Annotated in this window: 20 protein-coding genes; 8 read left to right on the plus strand and 12 right to left on the minus strand. The window is 74.0% G+C overall.

All coding sequences use genetic code 11. The annotated features are described in order from the left end of the window. Positions 1-11: 11 nt before the first annotated feature. Together HP550_RS09395 and HP550_RS09400 are read left to right on the plus strand one after the other, a co-directional pair. Positions 12-701: an ABC transporter permease subunit gene (locus HP550_RS09395; RefSeq protein WP_175347426.1), complete on the plus strand. Its 690-nt coding sequence runs from the start codon at positions 12-14 to the stop codon at positions 699-701. Beyond that, the gene (locus HP550_RS09400) at positions 698-1,558 is read left to right on the plus strand and encodes an amino acid ABC transporter permease (RefSeq protein WP_175347427.1); all 861 of its coding nucleotides are present in this window, start codon (positions 698-700) and stop codon (positions 1,556-1,558) included. Before HP550_RS09395 ends, HP550_RS09400 begins: the two co-directional genes overlap by 4 nt. Here HP550_RS09400 and rny read toward each other — a convergent pair. The 6 genes from rny to HP550_RS09430 form a co-directional block, all read right to left on the minus strand. Continuing rightward, on the minus strand, positions 1,555-3,054 hold the full coding sequence (gene rny, locus HP550_RS09405) for a ribonuclease Y (protein ID WP_175347428.1): 1,500 nt from the start codon (positions 3,052-3,054) through the stop codon (positions 1,555-1,557). The genes HP550_RS09400 and rny overlap by 4 nt on opposite strands. Positions 3,055-3,192: 138 nt before the next feature. Further along, positions 3,193-3,774, minus strand: coding sequence for a regulatory protein RecX (locus HP550_RS09410; protein WP_175347429.1), 582 nt, complete (start codon positions 3,772-3,774; stop codon positions 3,193-3,195). Positions 3,775-3,782: 8 nt separating this feature from the next. Beyond that, a complete protein-coding gene (recA, locus tag HP550_RS09415; RefSeq protein WP_056093287.1) occupies positions 3,783-4,823 on the minus strand; it encodes a recombinase RecA in 1,041 nt (346 codons plus the stop codon). A 207-nt stretch (positions 4,824-5,030) separates the two neighbouring features. Next, complete coding sequence (locus tag HP550_RS09420; protein ID WP_175347430.1) at positions 5,031-5,807, minus strand: MBL fold metallo-hydrolase; 777 nt, start codon at positions 5,805-5,807, stop codon at positions 5,031-5,033. Further along, positions 5,804-7,879 (minus strand): alkaline phosphatase family protein, encoded by a 2,076-nt coding sequence (locus HP550_RS09425; RefSeq protein ID WP_175347431.1) that lies wholly within the window; start codon positions 7,877-7,879, stop codon positions 5,804-5,806. The genes HP550_RS09420 and HP550_RS09425 overlap by 4 nt, the downstream gene beginning before the upstream one ends. A gap of 11 nt (positions 7,880-7,890) precedes the next feature. Then, positions 7,891-8,124 carry a DUF3046 domain-containing protein gene (locus tag HP550_RS09430; RefSeq protein WP_056093278.1) on the minus strand — a complete coding sequence of 78 codons (234 nt, stop codon included), beginning with the start codon at positions 8,122-8,124 and terminating at the stop codon, positions 7,891-7,893. Positions 8,125-8,186: 62 nt separating this feature from the next. On the opposite strand from HP550_RS09430, the gene HP550_RS09435 reads away from it, so the two are divergent. Together HP550_RS09435 and HP550_RS09440 are read left to right on the plus strand one after the other, a co-directional pair. Beyond that, positions 8,187-13,058, plus strand: coding sequence for an ATP-dependent helicase (locus tag HP550_RS09435; protein WP_175347432.1), 4,872 nt, complete (start codon positions 8,187-8,189; stop codon positions 13,056-13,058). 6 nt (positions 13,059-13,064) lie between these two features. Continuing rightward, a complete protein-coding gene (locus HP550_RS09440; protein ID WP_175347433.1) occupies positions 13,065-13,826 on the plus strand; it encodes a DNA-formamidopyrimidine glycosylase family protein in 762 nt (253 codons plus the stop codon). A gap of 142 nt (positions 13,827-13,968) precedes the next feature. On the opposite strand, the gene HP550_RS09445 is transcribed toward HP550_RS09440, so the two are convergent. The 3 genes from HP550_RS09445 to pgsA all read right to left on the minus strand — a co-directional run bounded on the left by HP550_RS09445 (position 13,969) and on the right by pgsA (position 15,618). Beyond that, positions 13,969-14,310, minus strand: a complete 342-nt coding sequence (locus HP550_RS09445; RefSeq protein ID WP_056093268.1) for a helix-turn-helix domain-containing protein — start codon at positions 14,308-14,310, stop codon at positions 13,969-13,971. 215 nt (positions 14,311-14,525) lie between these two features. Next, the gene (locus tag HP550_RS09450) at positions 14,526-15,023 is read right to left on the minus strand and encodes a nicotinamide-nucleotide amidohydrolase family protein (RefSeq protein ID WP_175347434.1); all 498 of its coding nucleotides are present in this window, start codon (positions 15,021-15,023) and stop codon (positions 14,526-14,528) included. Position 15,024: 1 nt separating this feature from the next. Beyond that, complete coding sequence (gene pgsA, locus HP550_RS09455) at positions 15,025-15,618, minus strand: CDP-diacylglycerol--glycerol-3-phosphate 3-phosphatidyltransferase (RefSeq protein WP_175347435.1); 594 nt, start codon at positions 15,616-15,618, stop codon at positions 15,025-15,027. Positions 15,619-15,673: 55 nt separating this feature from the next. Here pgsA and HP550_RS09460 point away from each other — a divergent pair, with 55 nt between their 5' ends. Further along, positions 15,674-16,972 (plus strand): CapA family protein, encoded by a 1,299-nt coding sequence (locus HP550_RS09460; protein ID WP_175347436.1) that lies wholly within the window; start codon positions 15,674-15,676, stop codon positions 16,970-16,972. Here the strand turns inward: HP550_RS09460 and HP550_RS09465 are convergent. From HP550_RS09465 to HP550_RS09475, 3 genes are all read right to left on the minus strand, one after another. Further along, positions 16,962-19,160 (minus strand): EAL domain-containing protein, encoded by a 2,199-nt coding sequence (locus HP550_RS09465; RefSeq protein ID WP_175347437.1) that lies wholly within the window; start codon positions 19,158-19,160, stop codon positions 16,962-16,964. The two genes, HP550_RS09460 and HP550_RS09465, sit on opposite strands and share 11 nt — an antisense overlap. Continuing rightward, positions 19,157-21,670: a DNA translocase FtsK gene (locus HP550_RS09470; RefSeq protein ID WP_246280744.1), complete on the minus strand. Its 2,514-nt coding sequence runs from the start codon at positions 21,668-21,670 to the stop codon at positions 19,157-19,159. The genes HP550_RS09465 and HP550_RS09470 overlap by 4 nt, the downstream gene beginning before the upstream one ends. A gap of 235 nt (positions 21,671-21,905) precedes the next feature. Then, positions 21,906-22,316, minus strand: a complete 411-nt coding sequence (locus tag HP550_RS09475) for a hypothetical protein (RefSeq protein ID WP_175347439.1) — start codon at positions 22,314-22,316, stop codon at positions 21,906-21,908. A gap of 73 nt (positions 22,317-22,389) precedes the next feature. On the opposite strand from HP550_RS09475, the gene HP550_RS09480 reads away from it, so the two are divergent. The 3 genes from HP550_RS09480 to HP550_RS09490 all read left to right on the plus strand — a co-directional run bounded on the left by HP550_RS09480 (position 22,390) and on the right by HP550_RS09490 (position 25,257). Further along, complete coding sequence (locus tag HP550_RS09480; RefSeq protein WP_175347440.1) at positions 22,390-23,049, plus strand: TetR/AcrR family transcriptional regulator; 660 nt, start codon at positions 22,390-22,392, stop codon at positions 23,047-23,049. A gap of 32 nt (positions 23,050-23,081) precedes the next feature. Then, the gene (locus HP550_RS09485; protein ID WP_175347441.1) at positions 23,082-24,200 is read left to right on the plus strand and encodes a winged helix DNA-binding domain-containing protein; all 1,119 of its coding nucleotides are present in this window, start codon (positions 23,082-23,084) and stop codon (positions 24,198-24,200) included. Positions 24,201-24,333: 133 nt separating this feature from the next. Next, a complete protein-coding gene (locus HP550_RS09490; RefSeq protein WP_175347442.1) occupies positions 24,334-25,257 on the plus strand; it encodes an EamA family transporter in 924 nt (307 codons plus the stop codon). Positions 25,258-25,277 lie beyond the last annotated feature (20 nt).

Genomic DNA, 25,277 nt, shown 5'->3' on the forward strand with positions numbered 1-25,277 from the left:
GAGGAGTGTCGGTGGACGACGGCTTTCTCCAGCAGTTCCTGTCGCTGTTCGACGAGTTCGACGTGCTCGCGGCGTTCTGGGTCAATATCCAGCTGACCTTCTACGCCGCGATCATCGCGCTGGTCCTCGGCACGGTGCTCGCGGTCATGCGGATCTCGCCGGTGCCGAGCCTGCGCTGGGCCGGCGCGACGTACGTGACGCTGCTGCGCAACACGCCCCTGACGATCATCATGGTCTTCTGCGTGCTCGGGCTCTGGGGGCAGCTGGGTCTGACGCTCTCGCCCGACTTCCAGACGAACTTCTTCCGCCTCGCCGTGCTCGGCCTGAGCATCTACCACGCCGCCTTCGTGTGCGAGGCGCTGCGCTCCGGTGTGAACACCGTGCCCGTCGGCCAGGCCGAGGCGGCCCGCGCGATCGGGCTCTCGTTCTGGCCCGCCGCGCGGCTGATCATCCTCCCGCAGGCGTTCCGGGGGTCGGTCGCTCCCCTGGGCAACGTGCTCATCGCCCTGACCAAGAACTCCACCGTCGCGGCCGCCGCGTCCGTGGCGGAGGCATCCGGCCTGATGAAGACCATGATCGAGTTCCGCCCCGACGTGATCCTCGCGATCTTCCTGACCTTCGCGCTCGGCTTCGTGCTCATCGTCGTGCCGATCGGCCTGGCCACGACCTCGCTCTCCCGACGACTGGCGGTGTCCCGATGAGCACCCTGTTCGACGTCCCAGGTCCCGTCGCCCGGCGGCGCATGGTCTGGGTGAACATCGCCGCGACCGTCGCCGTGGCCGGCATCGGCGTCTGGGTGCTCACCCGCCTGGGCGCGAAGGGGCAGCTCGACGCCGCCCTCTGGAAGCCGTTCCTGACCGCCAACCCGTGGGTCAACTACCTGCTGCCCGGCCTCGTCGAGACCCTGAAGGCCGCCGGCATCTCGATCGTGACCAGCGCGGTCTACGGGTTCGTGTTCGGCCTCGGGCGGTTGTCGTCGTCGAAGATCGTGCGCACCGTGAGCGGTGGCGTCGTCGAGTTCTTCCGCGCCGTCCCCGTGCTGCTCATGATGATCTTCTTCTACCTCGGCCTCGGGCAGATGCGGCTCATCGAGCCCTCCGACGTCCCCCTGGTCGCCGTCGTGCTGGGCCTCACGTTCTACAACGGCTCCGTCTTCGCCGAGCTCATCCGGTCCGGCGTGCACGGCCTGCCGAAGGGCCAGCGGGAGGCCGCGCTCGCCGTCGGCCTGCGCGACGTCCAGTCGCTCCGGCTCATCGAGGTGCCCCAGGCCGTCATCGCGATGCTGCCGGCGATCGCCAGCCAGCTCGTGGTCATCCTCAAGGACACCGCCCTCGGCGTGATCATCACGTACCCGGAGCTGCTCGACGCCGCCCGTCGGTACGGCGCAGGCAACGGCAACATCCTCCAGTCGCTCGTCGTGGCGGCGCTGATCTTCATCGTCATCAACTACGGGCTCACGCGGCTGGCGGAGGCGCTCGCCGGCCGGGTCGGCCGCCGCACCGCCGGAGAGGCGCGGGCTGAGGCGCCGACCCTGGTGACCGCGATCGGGAAGGACTAACCCGCTGTCGCGCTCGCCCGGATCTCGCGGACCACGGTCACGGTGATCTCGCCGGGGTACGCCAGGTCGGCCTCGATGTGGCGAGCGATGGCGACGGCCAGCTGCGGCAGCGCGTAGTCGTCGACCTCGGACGGCTCGACGACCACCCGCACCTCGCGACCGGCCGACATGGCCAGCGCGCGGCGCACACCGGCGTGCGCTGCCACCAGCTGCTCCAGCTTGTCGATGCGCTCGACGTACTGGTCCAGCTCCTCGCGGCGGGCACCGGGGCGCGCGGCGGAGATGGAGTCTGCGACCTGCACGAGCACGGCCTCGACCGTCTCGGCCGGCACCTCGTCGTGGTGCGCGGCGATCGCGTTGACCACGACGGCCGACTCGCCGTGGCGGCGCGCCAGGTCGGCCCCGACCGCGGCGTGCGTGCCGGGCACCTCGGCGGTGAGCGCCTTGCCCAGGTCGTGCAGGAACGCACCGCGGCGGGTCACGTCGACGTCGGCGCCGATCTCGGCCGCGAGGGCGGCTGCGAGCTGGGCGGACTCGACCAGGTGCTCGAGCACGTTCTGTCCGTAGGACGTGCGCAGGCGCAGCCGGCCCAGCGTCCGGACCAGGGCCGGGTGCAGTGCGCCCACCCCGGCGCGCTCGGCGGCGTCGTGCCCGGCGGCGTCGGTCCGCTCGTCCGCACCGGCGAGCGCCTCGGCGTAGGCCTGCTCGATGCGCTGCGGGTGGATGCGGCCGTCCGCCATGAGGGCTTCCAGCGCCACCTGGGCCACCTCTCGGCGCTCGGTGTCGAAGCACGAGAGCACCACGGCGTCGGGCTGGTCGTCGACCAGAACGTTCACGCCCGTCAGCGCCTCGAAGGACCGGATGTTGCGGCCCTCCTTGCCGATGATCCGGCCCTTCATCTCGTCCGACGGGAGCGGCAGGACCGTGAGCGGCGACTGCGTGCTGGTCGGGACGGCGAGCCGCTGGACGGCGGTCGTGACGATGCGCCGCGCGCGTGCCTCCGCGGTCCTGCGGGCCTGCGCCTCCGCGCGGCGGACCTGCGCCGCGGCGTCGTTCTGCGCCTGATCGACGATCCTGCGGGTCAGCTCGGCACGGGCGTCCTCGGCAGTCAGGCCCGTCGCGGACTCCAGCGCGACCAGCGCGGCGCGCTCGGCGTCGGCCGCACGCTGGGCGGCCGCCCGCTCGGCGTCCTCGAGCGTGCGCGCCCCGGCCCGTTTGGCCTCCGCCGCGGACTCGGCGTCCGCGCGGGCGCGTCGCTCGAGCTCGTCGACCTCGGTGCGGTCGGCCGCGAGGCTCTGCTCCCGCTCGGTCAGCCGTCGCTCGCGACGCTCGACGTCCGAGAGCATCGCGCGTGCATCGGCCTTGATCGAGGCGACGTCCTCCGCAGCCCGTGCGCGCTGGACGCCGGCCTCCCGACGGGCGACGAGGACGAGCACGAGGGCGACCAGACACGCGCCGAGCAACCCCACGATCGTGGCGATGGCGCCTGAGTCCACGTCATCCTCCTGGTCCGGCAGCGCTCGACGCGCAACGGTGCCGGTGCGCGGGTGGGTGTCATTGTCGCGCACACCCGGCCGCGTCCGGGCCGTTCGCCACCCCGACGTGCGCAGGAGTGTGCGCGGCTGTGCCGAACGTCACGGACCCGGGTCGAACCCGTCCAGCTCTCCGTCGAGGTCCTGGAGAGCGAGCTCCTCACGCAGGAGCCGGGCCACCAGCCCGGGCGGGTACCCCTTGCGTCCCAGTGCTGCGAGCGTGCGCCGCGACCGAGTCTGTGCGTCCAGGCCGGACGTCGAGGCCAGCTTGCGCCGTACGAGCCGCCGCGCGGCCGCGTCCTCGTCGTCCGCGTCGACCTGCTCGAGCGCGTCGCGGGCCGTCTCGTCGTCGATGCCCCGACGGCGCAGCTCCACCCCGATCGCTCGGCGGGAGAGCCCACGCTCCGCGTGACGCGTGCGGACGAGCATGCGCGCGTACTCGGTGTCGTCGATCAGCCCGACCTCGGTGAACCGGTCGAGCACCCGCTCCGCGACCTCGTCCGGCACGTCCTTGCGTGCCATGGCCTCGGCCAGCTGCGCCCGGCTCCGGGCCGAGGCGGTGAGGAGCCGCAGCGCGATCGCCCGCGCCACGGACTCCTGGTCTGGCTCGGCGTCCTGCGCGGCCGAGCCCGTCGGGGGCGGCTCGGTGCCGAACCGCCCCCGACGTCCGTTGCTGCTGGTCATGCGACTGCTCAGAAGTCGACGACCGGGACGGCGTCGGCAGGTGCGTCGACCCGTGCACCGATGCCGAGCTTCTCCTTGATCTTCTTGTCCAGCTCGACGGCCAGGTCCGGGTTGTCCCGGAGGAACGCGCGGGCGTTCTCCTTGCCCTGACCCAGCTGGTCGCCCTCGTACGTGTACCAGGCGCCGGACTTGCGCACGAAGCCGTGCTCCACGCCCATGTCGATCAGGCTGCCCTCGCGGGAGATGCCGACCCCGTAGAGGATGTCGAACTCCGCCTGCTTGAAGGGCGGCGCCATCTTGTTCTTGACGACCTTCACGCGGGTCCGGTTGCCGACCGCCTCCGTGCCCTCCTTGAGGGTCTCGATGCGGCGGATGTCCAGGCGCACCGACGCGTAGAACTTCAGCGCCTTGCCACCCGTGGTCGTCTCGGGGGACCCGAACATCACACCGATCTTCTCGCGCAGCTGGTTGATGAAGATGGCCGTGGTGCCGGACGAGTTGAGCGCACCGGTGATCTTGCGCAGCGCCTGGGACATGAGCCGCGCCTGCAGGCCGACGTGGCTGTCACCCATCTCGCCCTCGATCTCGGCCTTGGGCACGAGCGCGGCGACCGAGTCGACGACGACGACGTCGATGGCGCCGGAGCGGATCAGCATGTCCATGATCTCCAGCGCCTGCTCACCGGTGTCCGGCTGGGAGACCAGGAGCGCGTCGGTGTCGACACCGAGCTTCTTGGCGTACTCGGGGTCCAGCGCGTGCTCCGCGTCGATGAAGGCGGCGATGCCGCCAGCCTTCTGCGCGTTGGCGACCGCGTGCAGAGCGAGGGTGGTCTTGCCCGAGGACTCCGGGCCGTAGATCTCCACGACGCGGCCGCGCGGCAGGCCGCCGATGCCGAGCGCGACGTCCAGGGCGATGGAGCCGGTGGGGATGACCTCGACCGGGGCGCGGCCGTCGTCGCCGAGCCGCATGATCGACCCCTTGCCGAACTGGCGGTCGATCTGGCTGAGTGCGGCTTCGAGGGCCTTCTCGCGATCCTTCGGTGCGGGCATGTCGACCTCGTCTGTCTCGAGCAGCTGCTGCTGCGGTACGGGGGCTGGTCTTGTTGCGAGCGACGCTATGTCCGACCACCGACATACCGGCCGCGCCACCCTCGTCCCCGGGATCCGGCGTCTGCCGGAGGGGGCTGTGGGAGGTTCGGTCGTCCGCTCGCAGAAACCACCCTAGCCGAACAGGTGTTCGATGTATGCGACACGCCGTCAGCGTGTCGGGGTCACCGTGAGCTGCTCCCCCGGCGCCAGCACGTGCACGCGCACGTCCGGGGCGAGGCGTGCGGCCGCGCGCGCGAAGGCCGGCCCGGCGCGGTCCATCCAGCCCGGCGGCAGGCGTCGTGAGACGGGCGCGTGCAACGTGCCCCAGTGGATCGGCACGGCCGAGCGTGCACCCACGCTGCGGCACGCCCGCGCGGCCTGTGCCGGGTCCATGTGCCCACCCGACAGTCGTGGCCCCCACCCGCCCACCGGGACGAGCGCCAGGTCGACGGGGCCGCCCGCGAGCACGGGCAGGATCGACATGCTCGCGTACGGCGCGGTGTCCCCCGCGAACCAGATCCGGACGTCGTCCGTGGCCACCACGAAGCCGTGCGTCGAGTTCGGGCGGTGCGGCATCTGCCGGTGCTCGTGCACCGCCGGGACGAGCCGCAGCCGGACGTCCGAGCCCGGCACCGTCCACCACTCGAGGTCGGTGAGACCGTGCCCGCCCGGCACGCCGTGGCCGCGCAGCCAGCGGGCGTTGGCCGGTGCGCTGACCACCGGCACGTCGCCCACCAGGCGCAGCGAGCCCAGCTCGGCGTGGTCGTGGTGCAGGTGCGAGAGCAGGACCACGTCGGCGCCCTGCCAGTCCTCGGCCCGCGGCGCGGCACCCCGGCGACGCAGCAGGCCGGCGTGCCTCTGCAGCAGCGGGTCGGTGAGCAGCCGGACGCCGTCGACGTCGAGCACGGCGCTCGCGTGACCCAACCAGCGGACCCGCACGGTCATGGCCGCAGCCCGGCGGCGTCGGCCCAGCGGACCAGCTGCTCGTGCACCGCCTCGGCGCCCACCAGGATCTCGTCGTCCCCGACGCTCTCCCGCAGCTCGTCGGCGACCGGCCAGCGCGTCGGGTGCAGCAGGAAGGCGTGGTTCTGGGCACCCCCGATGCCGCCGTGCGAGCCCACCTGACCCTCGAAGGCGTGGATGTGCCCGCGGTCCGTGACCGTGGAGACCAGCAGCAGGTCGCCGGTGTGCGGGAGCCGGGCCGCGCGCAGCAGGTCGGCGCGCCCGCGCGGTCCGTACGGGACGAGCGGGTCCTCCCCCTCCGGCTCCGCGTCAGGCTGCTCCAGCAGGACGAGGCCGCGCGGGCCGATCGCGACGAGGCCGCGCGCCTGCGTGTCGACGACGACGACGCCGACGCCGGGCCGGGCGGCCAGCCCGGTCACCATGCCCGGCCAGCGCTGCTGCAGATCCTCGAGCGAGAGCCGGTGCGGCACCTGCGGGAACCAGACGAGCCCGAGGTTCCCCGATCCCACGGTGACCACGTCGGGGACGTCGGCTCCGGTCGCCGGGTGCTTGGGACGCCCCTGGTCGGGACCCAGGACGGTCGAGCCCCGCGACAGGTTCAGCGCGCTGTTGACCAGGGCGTTCAGCTGGCCCCACTCCTCCCCCGTGCTGCTCTCCACCCCGTCGGCGGCCGGCTCCGCCATGTGCGCCCGCACGGAGTCCAGCAGGGTCTCGCCGCCGAGCTGCTCGTAGGTGGCGCCGAGCGCCTGCCCGTGGTCGGAGAGCACGACGATCTCGTAGTCGCGCGGCGCGACGGCCGCCACGCGCTCGAGGGTGCCGAGCACGCGGTCGAGCCCCTCCAGCGAGCGCAGGGACTCAGGACGGGTGGGCCCGGCGTGGTGCGCGATCTCGTCGTAGTCCACGAGGTCGACGTAGATCGAGGGGTCGCCGCGGAGCAGGGCCTCGGCGACCAGCGACGTGTTCAGGTCGCGCAGGAGCACGTTGGTGATCCCGCGCAGGACGACGTACCAGCCGCCGCGCGAGATCCGCGGCTCCACGTCGCGCACCCGCTGGCGGTGCGCCTGGTAGAGCTCCTTGATCATCTCGCCCGCCGACACGCTCACGGCGCGGGCGAGCACGAACGGGCTGGCGAAGAAGCGCACGTACGCGGGACCCGGCCCGAGCCCGCCGTCCGGGCCCTTGGTGCGGGACTTGCTCATCACCACGAAGCTGGTCGCGGCGTCGCCGGAGAACATCGTCGAGATCGCCGTACCCCCGCCCGCGAGCAGCCCCTTGCCCGTCGTGAGCCGCTGCTCGACGAGGGCGGCGTCCTCCGGGTGGTTGGTGACGACCAGCCGACCGAGGTCCCGGTCCCACCAGCGGAACGCGGGGATCTGGGAGGAGTCGCCGTGCAGCAGGCCCGCCTGGCTCGCCGGCGTCGTCGACGGGATCCGGGCCCACCAGGACTCGAGGCTGTGGCTCCCCGTGGTCATCCACCGCTGCACGGTCGGCGCCAGCCCCGCCTCGATGGCCTCGCGCAGCACGGGGGCCGCGACACCGTCCAGCTGCACCACGAGCAGCCCGGCCTCGCGCGCCTCGCCGGCCACCCGCGGGCGGATCCCCTCGCGCCGGGCCTGCCGGCGCGCGCGGCGCACGAGGTCGGAGACGACGTAGTCGCTGTTGCTCGCGCCGATCAGCCACCGCCCGACCGCCATGACGATCGCGGTGAGCACCAGGACCACGAGCACGGACCAGACGTTGTCGACCGTGAAGCCCGGCACCACGGTGAGCGCCAACCACAGCACGGCGACCTGCGCGAGCAGCCCGAGGCCGAGTGCGAGCACGGCACTGCCCCGGCGGGCGAGGAACCGCAGCGGGGCCCGGAGCAGGAGGTCGCCGACCGCCACGATGAGTGCTGCGAGGGCGATGGCCGCGACGTCGTCGGCGCGGACACCGCGGCTGAGCGCGACGGCGACCGCCAGGCCGATGCCGGTGGCGACGAGGGTCAGCACCGCCTCGCCGACGTCGCGCACGCTCGGCGCCCAGCTGGTGGGCGTGCCGGTTCGGGACGTCATGAGGCGGTCTCCTAGGCGCGTGGGGGTGCCGGGCGGCGGGCGTCCGCTCCCCAGCGGTCGTTCTCCGAGATCTCGAGCTCGTCGCAGAGCGCGTGCCAGACGGTGCGCGGCTCGACGTTGTCGTCGAGCGCCTGCATCGCGGTGCGTTGGTCGAGCCCGCGGAGCACGAGCTCACGCGTCAGCTCGCGGCCGTGCGCGCTGCCGAGGACCTCGTCCACCAGCAGCCAGAACTCTCGAAGCCTCACGGGTGACAGCCTGCCACCCCGCGAGGCGAGCGGGTGTCGGTGGCGGCCGACACAATGGCCGGGTGGTGCTCGACCGCTTCTCCGACCCGACCAGGACCTGGTTCACGGGTGCGTTCGCCGAGCCCACCACCGCGCAGCTCGGGGCGTGGACCGCGGTCGCCGGCGGGGACCACGCGCTGGTCGTCGCCCCGACCGGGTCCGGCAAGACGCTCGCCGCCTTCCTGTGGGCGCTGGACGGGCTCCTGACCGGCGAGCGGTCCGCCGATCCCGTCGAGCGCTGCCGCGTCCTCTACGTGTCGCCGCTCAAGGCGCTGGCCACCGACGTCGAGCGCAACCTGCGCTCCCCGCTGGTCGGCATCCGGCAGGCGGCCACAAGGCTCGGGCTCGAGCTGCCGGACGTGACCGTCGGCATCCGCACCGGCGACACGCCCCCGAACGAGCGCCGCGCCTTCGCGACGAAGCCGCCGGACATCCTCATCACCACCCCCGAGTCGCTGTACCTGGTGCTCACGTCCGGTGCCCGCGCGGGCCTCGCGGGGGTGCGGACGGTGATCGTGGACGAGATCCACGCGGTCGCCGGCACCAAGCGCGGCGCGCACCTCGCGCTGTCGCTCGAACGGCTCGACGCGCTGCTCGACCACCCCGGCGGCCCCGGACCCGTGCAGCGCATCGGCCTGTCGGCCACCGTCCGGCCCGTCGACGCGGTCGCGGAGTTCCTCGGGGGCGCCCGCTCGACCGCAGACGGGGGCCGTCCGGTCGTCGTGGTGCAGCCGCCCTCGACCAAGCGGATCGAGGTCGAGGTCGTCGTCCCCGTGCCGGACCTGTCGGACCTGCGCGGCACCGAGGCCACGGAGGACCTGGACCTGTCCGGCGCCGCGGCCGGCCCGCTCCCCCGCCCGTCGATCTGGCCGCACGTCGAGGAGCGCGTCGTCGACCTCGTGGCCCAGCACCGGTCCACCCTCGTCTTCACCAACTCGCGGCGCGGCGCCGAGCGGCTGACCGCCCGGATGAACGAGGTCTGGGCGGAGCGCTCGGGCGAGGACGTGCCGGACCCCGCGACGCTGCGGGCGGCCGCGGTGCCGGCGCAGTCCGGGACGGCGGTCGGGGTCGACACGCGGGACGCCGCGACGATCCTCGCGAGGGCGCACCACGGGTCGATGAGCCGCGCGGAGCGGACGCGGACCGAGTCGGAGCTCAAGGCCGGGCTGCTGCCCGCGGTGGTCGCGACGAGCTCGCTGGAGCTCGGGATCGACATGGGCGCGATCGACCTGGTGGTGCAGGTGGGGTCGCCGCCCTCGGTCGCCAGCGGTCTCCAGCGCGTCGGCCGGGCCGGGCACCAGGTGGGTGCGGTGTCGCGCGGCATCGTCTTCCCGACGTTCCGGGGCGAGCTGGTCCCGGCCGCGGTCACGGCGCAGCGCATGCGGGACGGGTCGCTCGAGGCGATGCGGATCCCCCGCAACCCCCTCGACGTGCTCGCGCAGCAGATCGTCGCCATGGTCGCGGTGGAGGACTGGTCGCTCGACGAGCTGGCCGTCGTGCTCCGCCGGGCGTCGCCGTTCTCGGGGCTCGGTGAGGCGACGCTGCGCGCGGTGCTCGACATGCTGGCCGGCCGGTACCCCAGCGAGGAGTTCGCGGAGCTGCGGCCCCGGCTGGTCTGGGACCGGGTGCGCGACGTGCTCAGCGGGCGGCCGGGTGCGCTGCGTCTCGCGGTCACCAGCGGAGGCACGATCCCGGACCGCGGCCTGTTCGGCGTGTTCCTGGCCGGCAGTGCGACCACCAGCGACGTCCCGGTCGACGCGGAGCGGTCAGGCGGCACGGTGCGCGGCGGCAAGCGCGTGGGCGAGCTCGACGAGGAGATGGTCTACGAGTCCCGCGTCGGCGACATGTTCACGCTCGGCTCCAGCACGTGGCGGATCGACGACATCACCCCGGACCGCGTGCTGGTCACGCCGGCGCCGGGCGTGCCGGGCCGGCTGCCGTTCTGGAAGGGCGACTCGCAGGGCCGGCCGGCCGAGCTGGGTCAGGCGATGGGGGCCTGGGTCCGCGAGCTCGGCGCGCTGTCCGACGACGACGCCCGCGCGCGCGTCGAGGCGGCCGGGCTCGACCCGTGGGCGGCCGACAACCTGCTCACCTACCTGCGCGAGCAGCGCGACGCGACCGGCGAGGTCCCCACCGACGTGGTGCTCGTGGTGGAGCGGTTCCGCGACGAGCTGGGCGACTGGCGGGTGGTCCTGCACTCCCCGTACGGCGCACGCGTGCACGCCCCCTGGGCGATCGTCATCGGCGCCCGGCTGCGCGAGCGGTACGGGGTGGACGCGGCCGCGATGCACTCGGACGACGGGATCGTCCTGCGCCTGCCCGACATGCTGGACGGGGGCCTGGACGCGGGGTTCGGCGTCGACGACCCCTGGGCCGAGCAGACCGGGCCGGCGATCGACCTGGCGTCCCTGTTCCTCGACCCCGACGAGGTGCTGGACTCGGTGCAGGCCGAGCTCGGCTCCTCGGCCATGTTCGGTGCACGCTTCCGCGAGGCGGCGAGCCGCGCCCTGCTGCTTCCCCGACGCCGCCCCGACCGCCGCCAGCCGCTCTGGCAGCAGCGGCAGCGCTCGGCGCAGCTGCTCTCGGTGGCGTCGGCCTACCCCGACTTCCCGATCCTGCTCGAGGCGGTCCGGGAGTGCCTCCAGGACGACTTCGACACCGAGGCGCTGACCACGCTCATGCGGGACGTCGCGTCGCGCAAGATCCGGGTGGTCGAGGTGACCACTACCCAGCCGTCGCCGTTCGCGCAGTCCCTGCTGTTCGGCTACACCGCGCAGTTCCTCTACGACGGCGACGCTCCCCTGGCCGAGCGCCGCGCCGCCGCCCTCACGCTCGACCCCACGCTGCTCGCCGAGCTGCTGGGTCAGGGCGGCGAGTCCCAGCTGGCCGACCTGCTCGACCCGGACGCCGTCCTGCGCACCGAGGCCGAGCTGAGCGGCCGCGCGCCGGAGCGCCAGGCGGGCACGCTCGAGCAGCTGGCCGACGCCGTCCGGCGGCACGGACCGCTCACCGCTGGCGAGCTGGCGGAGCGCACGAAGCCCGAGGTCCGCGAGCAGGTGCCGGCGTGGTTGTCCGACCTCGAGGGTGCGCGGCGCCTGATCCGGGTGCGGCTCGGTGGCGTGGCGCCGGATCGTGCAGAGCAGTGGGCGGCCGTCGAGGACGCCGGGCGGCTGCGCGACGCGCTCGGGGTCGCCCTGCCGGTGGGTGTGCCCGAGGTGTTCACCGAGGTGGTGCCGGACCCGGTGGGCGACCTGCTGCGCCGGCACGCCCGCACGCACGGGCCGTTCACGGCTGCCCAGGCCGCCACCCGGTTCGGCTGGGGTGTCGCGGTCGTGGCGGAGACGCTGCGCCGGCTGGAGGCCCTGGGCGTGCTCGTGCAGGGACGCCTGCGCCCGGACGTGCTCGGGGGCACCGGCGACGAGTTCTGCGACGCCGACGTGCTGCGGACGCTGCGCCGCCGATCGCTCGCCGCCCTGCGCGCCGAGGTCGAACCGGTCGATCCGCAAGCCCTCGGCGTGTTCCTGCCGCGCTGGCAGGGCGTCCAGCCCGTCGGTCGGTCCGGACGCGGCTCGGCCACCGGAACCCTGCGGGGCGTGGACGGCGTCGCTCGCGTGGTCGAGCAGCTGGCCGGCGCGGTCCTGCCGGCGTCGGCACTGGAGACCCACGTCCTGCCCGCCCGGGTGGTCGACTACAGCCCGGCGATGCTCGACGAGCTGACGGCCGCGGGCGAGGTCGTCTGGGCCGGCCACGGGTCGCTCGCCGGGCACGACGGACTCGTCTCGGTGCATCCCGCCGCGGTCGCCGACCTCACCCTCCCGGCCGCGGACGCCGCCCCCGACTCGCCGCTGCACGCCGCGATCCTCGAGGCGCTCGGCGGCGGCGGCGCCTGGTTCCTCGGCGCGCTGGCCGAACGCGTCCGCCAGCTCCGTCCCGACGAGGCGTCGCCGTCGCAGGCCGACGTGGCGACCGCGGTGTGGGATCTGGTGTGGGCGGGCCACGTGACCAACGACGGCCTCGCCCCCCTGCGCGCCTGGCTGGGTACCGGGAGCACGGCCCACCGCACGAAGTCCGCGGCACCCCGTGGGCGGCCGCTGCGCCCACGCCTCGGCCTGCGCGCTGCCGTCCAGCTGGCCGGCGACCCCGGCACGCGATCGAGCGCGCTGGGCCTGAACGGCGCCGCGAGCGGTGGCCGCTGGTCGCTGCTGCCGGCGCGCGAACCCGATCCGACCCTGCGTGCCCACGCCCTGGCCGCGCAGCTGCTCGACCGGCACGGCATCCTCACCCGCGCGGTCGCCCCGGCCGAGGGGATCGGCGCCCGGTTCGCCGACGTCTACCGCGTGCTGTCCGCGCTGGAGCAGGGCGGTCAGGTGCGGCGCGGCTACTTCGTCGAGCGGCTCGGTGGCTCGCAGTTCGCGCTGCCGGGTGCGGTGGACCGGCTGCGGGTCGACGCCCAGGTGGTCGAGCGGTCGGCCGACGAGGACGGCCCCACCGACCTCCAGGTCGTCGTGCTGGCGGCGACCGACCCCGCGAACCCGTACGGCGCCTCGCTGCCCTGGCCGGTCGCGGGACCGGACGTCACCGACAACGGCGCCGGCCGGCACCGACCCGGTCGCAAGGGCGGCGCGCTCGTCGTGCTCGTCGACGGAGCTCTGGTGCTCTACCTGGAGCGCGGCGGCCGGACCGTCCTTTCGTTCACGACCGACGCCGGGGTGCTGGGGGCCGCCGCCGAGGGGCTGGTGACCACCGCGCGAACCCGGCACACCGGCCGGCTCACGATCGTGCGGGTCGACGGCGTGGACGTCCTCGAGGGTGCGCTGCACAGCCCGCTCGGCAAGGCGCTCGCCGCCGCCGGGTTCGCCACGACCCCGCGCGGACTGCGCCTGCGTCAGTCGTGAGGTCCCGTGCCTGAGGGCGACATCCTGCGCCGGACCGCGGACCGGTTCCAGCGGGCGATCGGCGGCCAGGTGCTCGTCCGCTCCGACCTGCGCTGGCCGACCGCCGCCACGGTGGACCTCGTCGGCCGCACGGTGCTGGAGACCCGGTCCTACGGCAAGCACCTGCTCACCCGGTTTGACGACGGCCGCACGCTGCACACCCACCTGCGCATGGAGGGGTACTGGCGGATCGCCCGCACCGGCTCCCCCGAGGCGTCGGCCCGGTCCCCCCAGGTCCGCGCCGTGCTGGCCACCGCGGACTGGACCACTGTCGGGTACCACTTGGGGATGCTCGACGTGGTGCGCACCCGCGACGAGCGCACCCTGATCGGGCACCTGGGCCCGGACATGCTCGCGGAGGCCTTCGACCTGGACGAGGCGCTGCGGCGGTGGACGGACCGCGGGTCGACCCCCGCGGCGGAGGTGCTCCTGGACCAGACGGTCACCGCGGGGATCGGCACGATCTTCGCGGCCGAGTCCCTGTTCGCGGAGCGGCTGTGGCCGTGGACGCCGGCCGACGCGGTCGCCGAGCCCGGTCGGCTGCTCTCGGTCGCCCGACGGCAGCTCCAGCGCGCGGTCGCTGACGGCAGGCCACCCGGGCACGTGCACGGCAGGGCGCGACAGCCGTGCCACCGCTGCGGGCGACCGATCGTCGTGGGGCAGGCGCGCAAGCCGCCGATGGAGCGCCCCATCTTCTACTGCCCGCGGTGCCAGGCGAACCCTGCCTGACCCCGGAACGCGCAACGGCCCGCGGGCGGGGTGCCCACGGACCGTGCAGGAGGACGCACGGACATCGCTGTCCGTCGTCGCGGGCACCCGGAAGCGACCCGTCGACCGAGCGGGGAACCCGCCCGATCATTCACGAACTACCTCAGCTGATGGCGGCGAGCTCCGACCGCGACCGCGCCCACCCGAAGTCGGTGGCACTGGCCACCGACGCCGCGAGGTCCGCAGGCACCGTGTCGGGGATCAGCAGACCCTCGGCGACGGCCACGCGGTCACTGACCTCACGCAGGACGAGCGACATCGGGACGTCGAGCGCCTCGCAGATGCTGTTGAGCAGCTCCGAAGACGCCTCTTTCTGGCCCCGCTCTACCTCGCTCAGGTACCCGAGCGAGACGCGGGCTGCCGACGACACCTCACGCAGGGTGCGCCCCTGGCGCTGTCGCGCATCCCGCAGCACATCGCCGATCTCTCGACGGAGTACAACCATCCGGGCTCCCCCTCTCGCGTCACGTGCCACATCCTTGCCGGGAACCGGGATCCGCTGGGGACCCGGGACCACTGGAACCCCAGAAACCTTCGCCGGGAGGATTCCACCGTACCTTGCACCGCCGACACGCGACGGCATGCGCCGTGCCGGGGGTCGAGTGCTCATCACGGACGTTCCAACGATGCGACACCCCGCAGTGTTCCCGCTCTTGCGGCCTAGGACTGGTCCCAGGGTCGAGATTCACCCCGCTCGGCCACGAACTCCACCCCCAGCGCCAGGACGGCGTCCACGGTCTGCGCCCGGACGGACGCCCGGGGACCGACCAGGTCGAGAGACCGCACGTGGGTGCCGTCGGGCGTGGAGACCGCGACGTGCACGGTGCCCGGCGCGTGCCCGTCCTGCGGGTCGGGCCCGGCGACCCCCGTGGTCGCCAGCCCGACGTCCGCCCCCAGGCGCGTCCGGACCCCGATCGCCATCGCGCGCGCGACGTCCGGGTCGACCGCACCGCGCGCCGCCAGCAGGTCGCGGTCCACGTCGAGCAGCGTGCCCTTGAGATCGGTGGCGTAGGCGACGACCGCCCCGCGCAGGACCGCCGACGCGCCCGGGACGTCCACGAGCGTGGCGGACACGAGCCCGCCGGTCAGGGACTCGGCTACGCCCAGCGACCAGCCGCGCGCACCGAGGGCCGCGAGGAGGTCGGCCGCCAGGGACACGTCACAGCCCAGCAGCGGGCGGCCGGCTGGCGGTCCGGCGAATCTGCAGGCCGGTCCGCGCGTAGTCGAGGCCGGTCACCACGGTCACCACCAGCGCCGCGCCCATGACGACTGCCGCGACCACCTCGACGAACGCGGGGAGCTCGTCGAGCGGCAGGAGGTACAGCCCGATCGCCACCGACTGGAGCACGGTCTTCAGCTTGCCGCCTCGGGAGGCGGGCAGCACCACGTACCGCAGCAGGAAGAACCGCATGGCCGTGATGCCCAGCTCGCGCACCAGGATCACCACGGTCACCCACCACGGCAGGTCGCCGAGCCACGAGAGCAGGACGAGGGCAGTGCCGATGAGCACCTTGTCCGCGATCGGATCGAGGAGCTTGCCGAGGTCTGTGACCTGGCCGGAGCGGCGGGCGAGCCAGCCGTCGAGCCGGTCGGTGGCCGCCGCCACCACGAAGAGCGCGGTCGCGATCAGCCTGCCCGTCGTGCTGTGGCCACCATCGGCGAGGAGAGCCCACGCGAAGAACGGCACCAGCGCGATGCGCAGCACCGTGACAACGTTCGCCAGGTTCCAGGCGGAGGGTACGGCGTCGATCACCCGGACAGCCTAGAGGGGTGCAGGTCATGCCCCGTTCACCCCCTAGAGTCCGCCTGTGACCCGCCACGCCCGCGCCGGCCGCCGGTCTCCCGTCGTCGCGGGCCTCGCGATCCTCCTGCTGCTCGTCGTGAGCCTCGGCGCGGTCGCGGCAGCGCTGCGACCCGCAGGTCCGCCGGTCACCGCCGTGACCACCCGGCCGACGCCGCCGAGCCCGGACAGCACTCCGACGCCCACACCGACGCCCGACCCGGACGCGGAGCTCTCGATCGTCGCCGCCGGAGACGTGCTCCCGCACCTGCCGGTGCTCTCCAGCGCCCGCACCGCGGACGGCTACGACTTCGCACCGGTGATCGGGCCCATGAACCCGTGGATCCAGGGCGCCGACCTTGCCCTGTGCCACCTCGAGGTGGCCGTCACGCCTGCGGGCACCGCACCCAGCGGCTACCCGTTGTTCGCGACGCCCCCGCAGATCGCGAGCTCGCTCCGGGCGCAGGGGTGGGATGGCTGCTCGACCTCGTCGAACCACTCGGTCGACCGTGGGTTCGCCGGCGTGACGGCGACGCTGGACGCGCTCGACGCCGCGGGCCTCGGGCACACCGGCACGGCGCGCACCGCGGTCGAGCAGTCGCAGCCGCAGCTCTACCAGCTCCAGCGCGGCGGCCGGACGATCACCGTGGCCCACGTCGCCGCGACCTACGGGACCAACGGCATGCCGGTCGACGCGGACAAGCCGTGGTCGGTGAACCTCGTCGACGTGCCCGCGATGGTGGCGCAGGCGACCGCGGCGCGCGCGGCCGGCGCCGACCTCGTGATCGCGAGCGTGCACTGCTGCGTCGAGTACCAGACGGAGCCGACGCCCGCGCAGGTGGCGATCGACCAGCAGCTGGCCGACTCCGGGGTGTTCGACCTGGTCATCGGCCACCACGCGCACGTGCCCCAGCCGGTGGTGCACCTGGACGGCGGACCGCGCGGCGAGGGCATGTGGGTGGCGTACGGCCTCGGCAACTACGTGTCGAACCAGGACGGCGAGTGCTGCTCGCCGAAGACGTCCTCCGGCCTGCTGCTCACCGCGCACGTCTCGGCCACCGGGGCGTTCCCGGCCGAAGGACGTCCGGCCGGGCCGGCGCGGGTCACCGGGGTCGAGTGGACGCCGATCACGGTCGACCGGCTCGGCGGCCACCAGGTGCACGCGCTCGTCGACATCCCGGGCGGCACGGCCACGCTGGACGCCGCCCAGGTGGCGGAGCGGACGGCGGCCGTGCTCGAGGCCGCCGGCACGCAGGCTCCGATGCGCATCGCGCCGACGACGCCCACCGGCCCCGCACCGCTCGTCGTGCCGCGCGTCAGCGGCTGATGTCGCCCGGCTGCGCGCTGCCGTACAGCCAGCCCTGCCCGTAGCGCCAGCCGTTGCGGTGCAGGTACTCGGCCTGCTCCTCGTGCTCGATCCCCTCGGCGATGGTCACCATCGCCAGCTCGCGCGCCAAAGCACCGAGCGCCCGGGCCACCTTGCCGGCGGTCGGGTCCTCCGGGATGCCGGACGTGAACGACATGTCGAGCTTGACCCCGGCGACCGGCAGGTCCCGCAGGTAGGACAGCGGCGACACGCCTGTGCCGAAGTCGTCGAGCAGGATGGGCACGCCCGCCGCGGACAGCTGCGTCAGCTCGTGCCGGATGCGCGTGCCGGACGCGACGAGCGACGACTCGGTGAGCTCGACCACGATCCGGCCGGCGGTCAGCCGGTGCCGGGAGATCTCCGCCAGCAGCGTCGTCGCGAACTCGCCGTCGCCCAGCTGGTCGGCCGAGACGTTCACCGACACCCAGCGCGTCCGGTCGTGGATGGACGCGACGAACTCGACGACGCGGGTGGCCACCAGCTGCCCGAGGGCGACCGACATCCCCGCCTCCTGGATGAGGGACAGGAACGAGGCCGGCAGCAGGAGGCCGCGCTGCGGGTGCTCCCAGCGCACGAGCGCCTCGTAGCCGACGACGCGGGCGTCGGACAGGTCCACGATCGGCTGGTAGTGGACCACCAGCTGGTCCTCGGCGATCGCGGCGGCGAGCTCGCGGTGCAGGTCGGAGGACGACCCCATCGTCATCGACGACTCGTAGACCTCCGTGCGCCCCCGGCCGGAGCCCTTGGCCCGGTAGAGCGCGGCGTCGGCGGCCGCCAGCAGACCGGGGGCCCCGCCCTCGATCGAGTCGGGGTCCGCGATCGCGATGCCGATGCTCGCGGCGACGTTGAGCCGTCGCCGACCCACCCGGACCGCCTCCTGGAGCCCGGCGTGGATGGCGCTGGCCACCTCGAACACCGCCCGGGGTCCGTCGAGGTCCTGCACGACGACCACGAACTCGTCACCGCCGAGCCGCGCGACCGTGCCCCGGCGGGCGGTCGCGGCGCGCAGGACGCCGGCGACGTGCACCAGCACCTCGTCGCCCGCGGCGTGCCCGTAGCGGTCGTTGATCTCCTTGAAGCCGTCCAGGTCGCAGGCCAGCACGGCCACCCGGTCGACGACGCCGGGCTGCTCCAGCACCGCCTGGAGCACCTCCTGGAGCAGCGTGCGGTTGGCCAGGCCGGTCAGGGGGTCGTGCATGGCGCGATGCGTGAGCATCTCGGCCTGAAGCCGGGACTCCGTGGAGTCGCGCACCTGGACGACGAAGTGGTCCGGGGCACCCGACGGGGTCCGCACCAGCGCGGCGTCGAGCGCCACCCAGACCTCGTGCCCGTCGGCCCGCTGGTACCGCTTCTCCAGGGAGAACCGGTGCTGCCCGCCGCCCAGCAGGCGGTCGACCTCGAGGCGCTCGGCGGGCCGGCCCTCGGGCGTGCTGAGGTCCTCCATCCGGTACCCGCGCAGGGCCCCGACGCTCGTGCCCAGCAGCTCGGCGAACGCGGCGTTCGCCTCGACGATCCGCCACTCCACGTCCACGAGGGCCATGCCGATGGGCGCGTTCTCCATCGCGACCCGGAACTGCATCTCGCTGCGCGACAGGGCGGCCTCGACCTCGCGCCGGCCGGTGACGTCGACCAGCGTGGTGAGCACCGCGGCGGCCTCGCCGTCGCCGGCCGGCACCAGCTGGCTGGCCACCTGCACCATGCGCGCCTGGGTGGTGTCCGTCCCGGGCAGCGCGACGCCGACGAGCTCGGAGTCCACGGTCCACCCCGCCCGGGCGACGCCGGAGCGGTGGCCCAGGACCGCGGCCGGGTTCATGGCCAGGCCCATCTCGTTGACCAGGACCACGGGGAGGTCACCCACGGATCGTCCGACGGACGACCTGGCGTCGATGCCGAGGATCGCCGCCGCACGCTCGGAGATGTCGAGCACCCGGCCCGACAACGACTGGACGAGGACGCCCTCCTTGGTCACGGCCTGGAGGGCGTCGTAGCGGTGCCGCAGCTCGCGGGACAGCTCCAGCAGCTCGTTCGCGCGACGCACCTGCGCGCGCTGCCTGCCGAGCAGGATGAGGACGGCCACGAGCGCCACGATCGCCACGATCGCGATCACCGTGCTGACGACCCCCCAGGGGCCGGGGAACGGGCCGCTCACCGACCCCCGCCGGACCACTGCCCGGCGTCGTCCTCCTCCGCACCGTCGAAGTAGTCGGTCGCCACCGGCGGCTCGCCCGGCAGGGCACCGTCCGCGCCCATGGCGTACCGGTCGTCCTCCTCCTCGCCCGGCGCACCCCGCAGCATGGCGAGCGTGCCCGGCAGGTCGTCGGCCTGGACCAGCACCTCACGGGCCTTGGAGCCCTCGGAGGGGCCGACGATCTCGCGCGACTCGAGCAGGTCCATCAGGCGACCCGCCTTCGCGAACCCGACCCGCAGCTTGCGCTGGAGCATCGAGGTGGACCCGAACTGCGTGGTCACCACCAGCTCGGCGGCCTGGAGCAGGAGGTCGAGGTCGTCGCCGATGTCCTCGTCGACCGTCTTCTTCACCGCCGCGACGGCCACGTCCTGGCGGTAGGAGGGCTTGAGCTGCTTCTTCACGTGCTCGACGACCGCGTGGATCTCCGACTCGGACACCCAGGCACCCTGCGTACGCATGGGCTTGGCGGCGCCCATCGGCAGGAACAGCGCGTCGCCCTGCCCGATCAGCTTCTCGGCGCCGGGCTGGTCCAGCACGACTCGGGAGTCGGTCAGCGAGCTGGTGGCGAAGGCCAGCCGGGACGGCACGTTCGCCTTGATCAGGCCGGTCACCACGTCGACGCTCGGGCGCTGCGTGGCGAGCACCAGGTGGATGCCGGCGGCACGGGCCAGCTGCGTGATGCGCTGGATCGAGGCCTCGACGTCGCGCGGGGCCACCATCATCAGGTCGGCGAGCTCGTCGACGACCACCAGCAGGTACGGGTACGTGGCGATCTTGCGCTCGGAGCCCGGCAGCGGCTTGACCTTGCCCGCGCGGACCGCCGTGTTGAAGTCGTCGATGTGCTTGAACCCGAAGTTGGCCAGGTCGTCGTAGCGCGCCTCCATCTCGCGCACCACCCACTCGAGCGCCTCGGCGGCCTTCTTGGGGTTCGTGATGATCGGCGTGATCAGGTGCGGGATGCCCTCGTAGACCGTCAGCTCCACGCGCTTCGGGTCGACCAGGACCATGCGGACCTCGTCCGGCGTCGCGCGCATGAGGATCGACACGATCATCGAGTTCACGAAGCTCGACTTGCCCGCGCCGGTGGCGCCGGCCACCAGCAGGTGGGGCATCTTCGCGAGGTTGGCCGTGACGTAGCCGCCCTCGACGTCCTTGCCGACGCCGATCACCATCGGGTGCTCGGTGCGCTTGGCCGCGCTGGAGCGCAGCACGTCGCCGAGCGAGACGGTCTCGCGGTCGGTGTTCGGGATCTCGATGCCGATCGCGGACTTGCCGGGGATCGGCGACAGGATCCGGACGTCGGCGCTGGCCACCGCGTAGGCGATGTTCTTGCTCAGCGCGGTGACCCGCTCGACCTTGACGGACCGGCCCAGCTCGACCTCGTACCGCGTGACGGTCGGGCCGCGCGTGAAGCCCGTGACCTGGGCGTCGATCTCGAACGCCTCCAGCACGGAGGTGAGCGACTCGACGACGCGGTCGTTGGCGGCCGAGCGCACCTTGTGGGGGGCGCCCTTGGCCAGGACGTCCTCCGCCGGGAGGGTGTAGAGCACGTCGCCGCCGAGCATGGGCTGCTCGCCGCGCGGGACGGGCGTGGTCTCGGGCGCGGTCAGCGGGCGCTTGGTCGCCGCGACGACCGTCGTGGGGACGGTGTCCGGGGCGGCGTCGCGGGCCAGCTGCGCCTCCGCCTCGGCCTCCGCGGCGGCGACGATGGCCGCGCGCGCGAACGCCTCGTCGCCGTCGTACCCGTCCAGCCGGGTGTCCTCGGGCTCGTCCACCTGGTCGGCGCGCTGGCGGCGGCGCCCGAGCAGTCCCCGCTTGGCCGGCGCGGCCTCGATCTGGGGGACGGCCGTGTGCAGGGCGTTGATGACCAGGGGCGCGTCGTCCTCGACCTCGGCGGCCGGTTCGCGGTGGTTGCCGGTGAGCTTGTCGTAGGCGCCGCGCAGCCGCGGGATCACCTGGTGCACCGGCGTCGCGGTCACGACGAGGACGCCGAAGAACGCCAGCAGGCTCAGCAGCGCCACCCCCACGCCGGGCGTGAGCAGGCTGGCCAGCGGCGTGCCGACCAGGAACCCGACCATCCCGCCCGCCAGCCGCAGGGCCGGGAAGTCGTCGGTGGTGGGCAGCCCTGCGCCGATCTGCACCAGTCCGCAGACCGCGAGCGTGATCGCACCGAGGCCGATCACGATGCGCCCGTTGGCCTCGACGCGCTCCGGGTGCCGCATCAGCCGGATCGCGAGCCCGAGCAGGACCACCGGGACGACGACGCCCACCTTGCCGAACGTGCCCGCCACCACGTTGTGCACGACGGTGCCGGCGGTGCCGGACAGGTCCCACCACTCGCGGGCCGCGATGACGATGGCCAGACCGAGGAGCGTGAACGCCAGGCCGTCGCGCCGGTGCGAGGGGTCGAGGTCCCGGGCACCCTTGCCCACGCGGCGGGCGGTGCCGCCGACGAGGTGCGCGGCGCCCATGAACACGCCCTTGACGATGCGGACGGGAAGGGCCGGCCGGGGCGGCGGCGGAGCGGGCCTGCGGCCCTGCGGACGGGCTGCTCCGGTCGTCTTGCCGGGGGTCTTGCCGGTGGCGCGCGACGTCGCCGGCGCACCGGAGCGGGCGCGAGGGGAGGACGTACGAGTCGCCATGGTCCTCAAACTAGCCGGGGCGGCCGACCGGACGGGCGCGCCCGGGCGCGTGTCGCCCGTGCGATCACCCGAGCAGCAGGCCGACGCCCAGTGTCGCGACGCCCGCCGCGAGGAGGACGGCCCCCACGCCGAGCAGGACGACCGCCTTGTTCGGCGCCTCGCGGCCGCGTCCCATCGCCGAGAAGAAGAACCCCGCGGACATGACGATCGCCGCCACGAGCACCCCGGTCTGTGCCAGCCAGCGCCAGAAGCCGGTGAGCGTGGTGGCCTCCCCCAGCAGCAGGCAGACCAGCCCGAGCGTCACCAGCACCCCCGCGTGCGCGTGGCCGGCGCGGTAGAAGGTCTTCTGGAACGCGGTGGCCTGCTCCTTGCCGGTGGCGACGCGCAGCAGGAAGGCGCCCCCGGACTCGATCGCGACCACGGAGAGCACCACCGCTCCGGCGGTGATCCGTGCGGCGTCGGTGAGTTCGAGCATGGCCACTCCTCGTTTCGGAACACCGTTATAGAACAGTGTTCGCGCACACGAGTCAAGACCCTAGACTCGCCGGATGGCCCGTCCCCGCGTGCACGACGACGCCTTGCGCACCCGGCTGCTCGCCGAGGCCTCGGCGACCATCGCGGCCGCGGGTGCGAGCGGGGTGACCGTCCGCGACCTGGCCGCCCGGGCCGGCACGTCCGCGTCGGCGGTGTACTCGCTGTTCGGCAGCAGGGAGGACCTGGTGCGCGCCGTCGGGGACGAGGCGTTCGCCCGGTTCGCCGAGCGTCTCGCGGCGGTCCCCCGCACCGACGACCCCGCCTCGGACCTGCTCGGCCTCGGGCTCGCCTACCGCGCGAACGCGCTCGACGGTCCGCACTTCTACCGGGTGATGTTCGGCGCGGCCGGCGCGGGCCTCCAGGACGGGACGCGGGGGCAGGCGACGGCGAGCGCCACCTTCGGCGTGCTGCGCGACGCCGTCGCCCGCGTCCTGGGCGTGGAGCCGTCGGCCGCCCAGGAGCCGGCGCTCGGGCTGTGGGCGCTGGTGCACGGACTCGTCGAGCTCGAGCTGGACGGACTGCTGCCCGACGGCGCGGCCGACCGGTACGCCCGCGTGCTCCGGGCGGCCGGGCCGGGGATCCTCGGCACCGGCACCGGCACCGGCACCGGCACCGGCACTGGCACCGGCACCGGCCCCGGCACGGGCACGGGCACGGGCACCGCCACCGGCTGACGGGTGTCGGTGGCCCGTGCCACCGTGGACCCATGTCCGTGACCCGCGAGCAGGTCCTCCGGTACCGCGTGCACGCGCAGCAGCTCGACCGGCCGACGAGCACCCGTCGCCGCCCCGACGACGCCGCGATCCTCGATCACGGCGTGCAGGACACCGGTCCGGACGGAGCGCTGTGGGCGCTCGCCCTGCGTGGTGTCCCGGTCGCCGCGCACGACTGGCCGCACGAGCTCGCGCTCGCATGGACGCTGCGGGGCGCCCCGCACGCCTACCGCCGGTCGGACCTGAAGGCCGTGGAGAAGGCGCTGCGGCCGTACTCCGAGGCCGATGCCGCGAAGCGCGTGATCAACGCCTCGGCCCCCCTCGCGGCCGCGGACATCACGGTGCTCGACGCGCTCGCCACCGTCTCGCGGACCATGCACGAGGTCGTGGACAAGCCGATGGCCAAGGGAGTGCTGTCCACCCGGATGACGGCCGAGCTGCCCGAGCCCTACCTGCGCTGGTGCGAAGGCTGCGGCGCCACGCACATGTACGAGATGACGTTCCGGCTCGCCGCCCTGCACGCCGGTCTCGAGCTCGAGCCCGGCACCTCTCCCCCGGTCGTGAGGCGCATCCCCCGGTGGCCGGCCGGTCAGGTGGGCGTGCTCGACCGGCCCGCCGACGGTGGCGACGGTCCGCCCGACGTGCTGCGCAGCCTCCTGCACCTGCTGGGTCCACTGACCCGCAAGCAGGCCGCGGTCTACCTCGACTCGACGCTCCGGGACGTGTCCGCCCGGTGGCCCGACGACGCGGTCGAGGTGGACGTCGACGGGACGCCTGCCGACATCCTCGAACGAGACCTCCCGGCCCTCCAGGACCCGCCCGGCGACAAGCTGGTGCGGCTGCTCGGCCCGTACGACCTGTTCCTGCAGGGCCGCGACCGCGAGCTCATGGTGCCGCAGAAGGCCCACCACAAGGCGCTCTGGCCCACCATCGGCCGTCCCGGAGCTGTCCTGGCGGACGGTGAGGTGGTCGGCACCTGGCGGCCGCGCGCCAAGGGCGCGACGCTCGCGCTCGCGCTCGACGAGTGGGTGCCGTGGTCGTCGCGCACGAAGGAGGCCGTCGAGATCGAGCACGAGCGTCTCGCGGCGTTCCGTGGCGCCAGCCCGGGATGATCGGGGCCTTCCCGAGCACGCGCTCCACGCCGCCCTCGGTCCCGGGTCCCGCGCGCCGCCGGCCGGCAGGCCCGCGTGTCAGGGGTCGGTCCTACGGTGGCTCCATGCGTTCCCGTTCCTGCGCGGCGCCCACGTGAGCCGCCGCGGCTGGTTCCTCCTGATCGCCGTCGGCGTCATCTGGGGCATCCCGTACCTGCTCATCAAGATCGCCGTCACGGACGTCACGCCCGTCATGGTGGTGTTCGTGCGCACGGCCCTCGGCGCGCTGCTGCTCCTGCCCTTCGCGGTGCGCGGCGGCGGGCTGCGGGTGCTGCGCGGGCACTGGCGCGCCGTCCTGGGCTTCGCGGTGCTGGAGATCGTCCTGCCGTGGATCCTGCTGTCGAACGCCGAGCGCACCCTGTCGAGCTCGACCACCGGCCTGCTCGTCGCGACCGTGCCGATCGCCGCGGTGGTGCTGGGTCGGCTGGTCGGCGACCGGCGTCCCGTGGCGCTGATCCGCTGGGTCGGCCTGCTCGTCGGTCTCGGCGGCGTGGCCCTGCTCCTCGGACCGGGCGCGGCCGGGGGCGATCCGTGGGCCGTCACCCAGGTGCTGCTGGCCGCCCTCGGGTACGCGACCGCACCGATCATCGCCGACCGTGCGCTGCGGGACGTCCCGGCGATCCCCCTGACGGCCACCTGCCTCGGCCTCACCGCCCTGGCGTACGCGCCGGTGGTGCTCCTGACCGGGCCGCACCCCTGGCCGCCGGTCGACGCCGTGCTCGCCCTCGTCGGACTCGGCGCCCTGTGCACCGCCCTCGCGTTCGTCCTGTTCTTCCGCCTCATCGTCGAGGTCGGCGCGGCCCGCTCCACCCTCGTCGCCTACCTCAACCCGGTCGTCGCCGTGGCGCTCGGCGCCCTCGTGCTCGACGAGGCGATCACCGCCGGCGTGCTCGGCGCGACCGCGCTGATCCTGCTCGGCTCCGCGGCAGCCTCGCGTCGACCGCGCGAGCCGGACGTCCCGTCGCCGCCCGACGAGACCGTCACCGCCGACGAGAGCGCCCGGGTGACGCCGACCTGAGACCACGGTCGACGACGACG

This window comes from Cellulomonas humilata (assembly GCF_013359775.1).
Taxonomy (GTDB): domain Bacteria; phylum Actinomycetota; class Actinomycetes; order Actinomycetales; family Cellulomonadaceae; genus Cellulomonas; species Cellulomonas humilata.

What these genes read in the sequence shown, in the direction of transcription:
- HP550_RS09420 (WP_175347430.1), bottom strand. Translation starts at nt 5,807, where the DNA reads ATGACCGTGCGGGTCCGCTGGTTGGGTCACGCGAGCGCCGTGCTCGAC.
- HP550_RS09475 (WP_175347439.1), bottom strand. Translation starts at nt 22,316, where the DNA reads ATGCTCGAACTCACCGACGCCGCACGGATCACCGCCGGAGCGGTGGTG.
- HP550_RS09425 (WP_175347431.1), bottom strand. Translation starts at nt 7,879, where the DNA reads ATGACGTCCCGAACCGGCACGCCCACCAGCTGGGCGCCGAGCGTGCGC.
- HP550_RS09485 (WP_175347441.1), top strand. Translation starts at nt 23,082, where the DNA reads ATGTCCGTGACCCGCGAGCAGGTCCTCCGGTACCGCGTGCACGCGCAG.
- HP550_RS09410 (WP_175347429.1), bottom strand. Translation starts at nt 3,774, where the DNA reads ATGACCAGCAGCAACGGACGTCGGGGGCGGTTCGGCACCGAGCCGCCC.
- HP550_RS09470 (WP_246280744.1), bottom strand. Translation starts at nt 21,670, where the DNA reads ATGGGCGCCGCGCACCTCGTCGGCGGCACCGCCCGCCGCGTGGGCAAG.
- recA (WP_056093287.1), bottom strand. Translation starts at nt 4,823, where the DNA reads ATGCCCGCACCGAAGGATCGCGAGAAGGCCCTCGAAGCCGCACTCAGC.
- HP550_RS09400 (WP_175347427.1), top strand. Translation starts at nt 698, where the DNA reads ATGAGCACCCTGTTCGACGTCCCAGGTCCCGTCGCCCGGCGGCGCATG.
- HP550_RS09480 (WP_175347440.1), top strand. Translation starts at nt 22,390, where the DNA reads ATGGCCCGTCCCCGCGTGCACGACGACGCCTTGCGCACCCGGCTGCTC.
- HP550_RS09445 (WP_056093268.1), bottom strand. Translation starts at nt 14,310, where the DNA reads ATGGTTGTACTCCGTCGAGAGATCGGCGATGTGCTGCGGGATGCGCGA.